The organism is Psychroflexus halocasei (assembly GCF_900107595.1).
GTDB classification, from domain to species: Bacteria; Bacteroidota; Bacteroidia; order Flavobacteriales; family Flavobacteriaceae; genus Psychroflexus; species Psychroflexus halocasei.
On the sequence record NZ_FNQF01000027.1, the window covers coordinates 1 to 3,987 of the forward strand.

Here is a 3,987-nt window from a genome sequence, read left to right on the forward strand (position 1 = left end):
TCTTCAGATATGGATTAGACTATATCTCAAAATGCTTGTTATCAGGAACTAATAAATATGACCTTAATCTAATTCAATTTTTGTCGTGTACTTAAAAAAATGAGTTTAAAAAGTTCCTCAAAAACATCTACGCCAGCGTTTGCTAAAACTTCATCTTCCATTTCCAAAATCAAATCTTTTAAAGACTTTTTTTCGGTAACTAATTTGTCCTTTTTTATTAAATCTTCAATTGTCCAACGTTCAGTTAATATATCAGATAATTTTTCTGTCGCACTTGGGATTGCAGATAAATCCTCAAAGTAGTTAGGGTCTTTTCTGTGGTAAAATGAAATTGAATCTCCATTACTCCACACTCCAATTGGTGCTCCTGTTGCGTTGCAATAAGATTTTAACTGTTCTTTTCCGTCTTTTAGTTTCGGTTTTTTAAGTTCAACCATTATGTAGATTGAACGAGTATCTTGTTTGTCGAAAATCACAATGTCAGCACGTTTTTTTTCACGTCCAAAACTTACAGCATATTCAATTTCCATTCTGTCAAACGAATAACCGTATTGTTCATTTAAAACCATTAAGTAAAGTTGTCTTACAGCTTCTTCTGGTTTTAATTGAATATCTTTTCTTCTAACCAAACAATTAATAAAAGGCACTTCTTTTCCACGTACTTCTTTTAGAAAGATATTCTTTTCTAAAGTTTCAACTTGGTCTGTTGTAAACTGTGTTAGTTTGTAATTACTGTCTCTTAATATTTCGGTTAGTTTCATTCGTTTTTTTGTAGTATATATTCAATTCGCTAATTTAATTTAATTTTAGCGTTTCAGATTGTTTTCTTATGATTTTTAGTTGGTGAGTTGAGCTTTGGAAAAAGGCAAGCTCTTTTTATTTTTTGAGGTACGAAAAAAATGAAATGTGCTTGACTGTGCGTTGGCTTTTTTAGTACAAATTTTGATATCAGAGTTCGATTTTCGCATTACTTACAACGTTGAGTATATGAAAAGTAGGCGATTGCGAAGCACAAAACTTTCGGTTAAGCACAAGGATTGATGCGAGCCAAAACCCTTGATTTTATTACTGTTTCGCCTATTTTTTATATACATTGTTAGCTGTAGTTATTTATTATTTCAATTAAATCAATTGGCTTTTCAATTTCAAAATCAGGTTTATAATTCCAATTTTTTGTATCAGCTCTACTATATTTTGCGACAATCGCTATGACTTTACTGCGTTCATTTAATCCTTTGTTTATATTTCTTGCGAATTCAACATCTCCTTCGTGGTCTCCAATGTAGAAAATAGTTTTACCAACTGTATCTTCGAATATTTGTTCTAAACATTTTATTCCGCCAAACGGATTTGGTTTTTGAGCATTATTTGGGATATCGTCATAGCCAATAATTGCTTGAAACTTATGAGATAAATCATTTTGTTCCAAAACACGATTGATATTTTCTGATGAATTTTGAGAACAGATACCTTGAGGTATTTTAATCTGATTTATAGTTTGTTTAATGCCAGAAAATAATTCGACAGGTGTTGTGTTTTTAAGCTGATATTCTGTCCATAAAGTTCCCGCTTCAAGCATTTCGTTTTCTGACATTCCATAATAGTTAATATACAAATCTTGCCAATTTTTAGATTGGTGATTAGCTATATGATATTCATCTTCACTTTTTAAGTAATTTGGCAAATTTTCTCCAACAAGTCTTGGTGCTACTTGTGACAGAATTTGTTTAGTTATATTAATGTTTTTTGGGACGGAATTGACTAAAGTTCCGTCATAATCCCAAAGAATTGCGTCTATGTACATAAATGTTGGTTTTAATTACAGCTAACGTGTTTGTATATGGTTTGTTGCGTGTTTTAAGCACCTAATTTAGCAAATAAAAACCGAATAGAAAATCCGCGAGGATTTTCGTAAGTAGGCTAGAACTAGCAATAAATTATATACGGTGTTGGCAGTAATACTTTATTATTCAATCCGATTTTCATCATTCATTTTAGTCGGATTTTGTCGTGTGTCAAAGACATCATTAATTATAATTTCATTATCTACAATTCTGTAAATAAGTTTATAATGTCCGCTTATTAAGTATCGGTGATTTTTATTTAGAATTGTCAAATTAGGTTCTACTGGACCAGAATTCGGGTTTTTTATTAATTGTTTAGAGGATTTAAGTATTTGTTTTCTAATTTTATGAGCAAGTTTTTTATTTACTTCAATAGAATAATAATCAAAAATGTCTTTTAAATTTCTGATAGCAAAATCAGTCCAAACTATTTTCATTGTTACCAATTTGCTGATATTCTCTCTAAATCTTTTTGACTTTTTACATTCCCATTTTTGAAATCCAATTCAGATTTTTCAATTCGATTAATTAATTCCTCGACAGTAAATGGTTTTAATTCAGGATTGTGTTCAATCTCTCTTTTTAGGATATAATTTTCCAATTTGTCAAATAATATCTCGTCCTTAATTTGGGCTAGATAAGTTATTAAATTGAGTTTTCGAGTTTGTAAATCCATAATTCGTGTATTTAATCAAAAATACAATTTTTTTACTAAATGTTTATTTGAAAAACGATTTTCTTGTATTACTGCCAACGGTCTTGTATATGGCTCGTAGCGTGCAAATTAGCGATAAATTTTCGGTTAAGCACGAGCCGAATTTTTTAATTTTCTCATTACCTTTTTTTATCAATAAGCCAAATTAAAAAATTTGGCGGACTCGCAAATATGCCTTAACTTCGATTAAGCAACTGACTAGCTATGAGTTATATACGTTGTTGTGCGCAGGCTTTATTCCGCTGTAATTGACTTCCAATAAATTCCCATTTGTCCGCGTTCATCGGTTTTTATTTTGGGTTTTCCACCAATTTTTGCTTTTGCTATTTTCGTAAATTCGGCAATATCTTTAAATCTATCAAAAACAAAGTTCCAATTCATATAATAATTCAGCATCCACATCAATTCTTTATCCGTTTCATTTCGGTCAATCAGAGTTTTTAAATCCGCAATAATTTTCCGTTCTGTTTTTTCGTCAAGTTCATTTATTCCAGTCAGATAATGTGGTTCTGTAAGCGCATACCATTGAATAAATAAACCTCTTTTTAGAGCCTCAATATTTTTATCCGATAATTTGGAATATTCGTTATGCACTTTTTTGTATTCCAGTTGAATTTCTTCTAAAGTCAATTCTTGATTATCCGAACTAATTTTTCCTTCGTAAATATTCATTACGTTGGAATATAAATCAATTTCTTTATTTGCTAATTCTATTAACGTCATTTTTTTTCAGCTTGCGCACAACGGTTTTGTGTAAGAGTAGTAGCGAGATTTATACTCGAAACTTTTCTTTATTCTTAAACTATAAATTTAAAACTAAATTTCGTTTTTCATCACTGACTTCGCTTTTACTTTTACACCTTGTTAGCGACTGGTTTTTTTCTTTCGATTCAACTCATACTTTTGAACAAATATTTGCTTAAAATTCCTCAAAAAAATTTCGAATTTTTTCGCCTGAGTCAGATTTGATCAGATTCTATTTTGTTTACCAGAAGTTTGTCTTTATAAAAATTTTATTTGGCCGAATTGTGGTCATTTCTCCGCTGCGATTTTCAAATTCCAACATTTTGGCGAGCTTGTCTTTAGTCTAAGAATACAATTCCGTTTGGCAGCTCAGAATTCATTTCTCTATAGTGATTTTCAATTTAATTTCGTTTGGCAAATATGTCTTAATTCTAAGTAGAAATTCCTTTTGGCAGGCTCAAAATTCATTCCTATTCAGAGTAACGACTTCCAGATTTCGAATAATTTTCCTTTTTTTTATAGAATCGAAATTAATTTGAGGAATTCTCTCTTTTTAAACTGTCTAGTCCTGAAATATGGCTACAGGTTGAAATTTATTTTAGGCTGATAATTTATACACCATACTTGGAGTTTTAAAATCTAAAGATAAGTGTAATCTTATTTCGTTGTATAGATTAATTGCAT

Annotated in this window: 5 protein-coding genes; all 5 read right to left on the reverse strand. The window is 30.2% G+C overall.

The window, feature by feature from the left end; translation table 11 throughout:
* Positions 1 to 68: 68 nt before the first annotated feature.
* Complete coding sequence (locus BLV84_RS12220; protein WP_093246099.1) at positions 69 to 761, reverse strand: type I restriction enzyme HsdR N-terminal domain-containing protein; 693 nt, start codon at positions 759 to 761, stop codon at positions 69 to 71.
* Positions 762 to 1,096: 335 nt separating this feature from the next.
* On the reverse strand, positions 1,097 to 1,804 hold the full coding sequence (locus BLV84_RS12225; RefSeq protein ID WP_093246102.1) for an HAD family hydrolase: 708 nt from the start codon (positions 1,802 to 1,804) through the stop codon (positions 1,097 to 1,099).
* 162 nt (positions 1,805 to 1,966) lie between these two features.
* Positions 1,967 to 2,281, reverse strand: a complete 315-nt coding sequence (locus tag BLV84_RS12230; RefSeq protein ID WP_093246105.1) for a type II toxin-antitoxin system RelE/ParE family toxin — start codon at positions 2,279 to 2,281, stop codon at positions 1,967 to 1,969.
* Positions 2,282 to 2,283: 2 nt separating this feature from the next.
* Positions 2,284 to 2,520 carry a hypothetical protein gene (locus BLV84_RS12235; RefSeq protein WP_093246108.1) on the reverse strand — a complete coding sequence of 79 codons (237 nt, stop codon included), beginning with the start codon at positions 2,518 to 2,520 and terminating at the stop codon, positions 2,284 to 2,286.
* 273 nt (positions 2,521 to 2,793) lie between these two features.
* Complete coding sequence (locus BLV84_RS12240) at positions 2,794 to 3,282, reverse strand: hypothetical protein (protein WP_093246111.1); 489 nt, start codon at positions 3,280 to 3,282, stop codon at positions 2,794 to 2,796.
* Positions 3,283 to 3,987: the final 705 nt, after the last annotated feature.

What these genes read in the sequence shown, in the direction of transcription:
- BLV84_RS12240 (WP_093246111.1), bottom strand. Translation starts at nt 3,282, where the DNA reads ATGACGTTAATAGAATTAGCAAATAAAGAAATTGATTTATATTCCAAC.
- BLV84_RS12220 (WP_093246099.1), bottom strand. Translation starts at nt 761, where the DNA reads ATGAAACTAACCGAAATATTAAGAGACAGTAATTACAAACTAACACAG.
- BLV84_RS12235 (WP_093246108.1), bottom strand. Translation starts at nt 2,520, where the DNA reads ATGGATTTACAAACTCGAAAACTCAATTTAATAACTTATCTAGCCCAA.
- BLV84_RS12225 (WP_093246102.1), bottom strand. Translation starts at nt 1,804, where the DNA reads ATGTACATAGACGCAATTCTTTGGGATTATGACGGAACTTTAGTCAAT.
- BLV84_RS12230 (WP_093246105.1), bottom strand. Translation starts at nt 2,281, where the DNA reads ATGAAAATAGTTTGGACTGATTTTGCTATCAGAAATTTAAAAGACATT.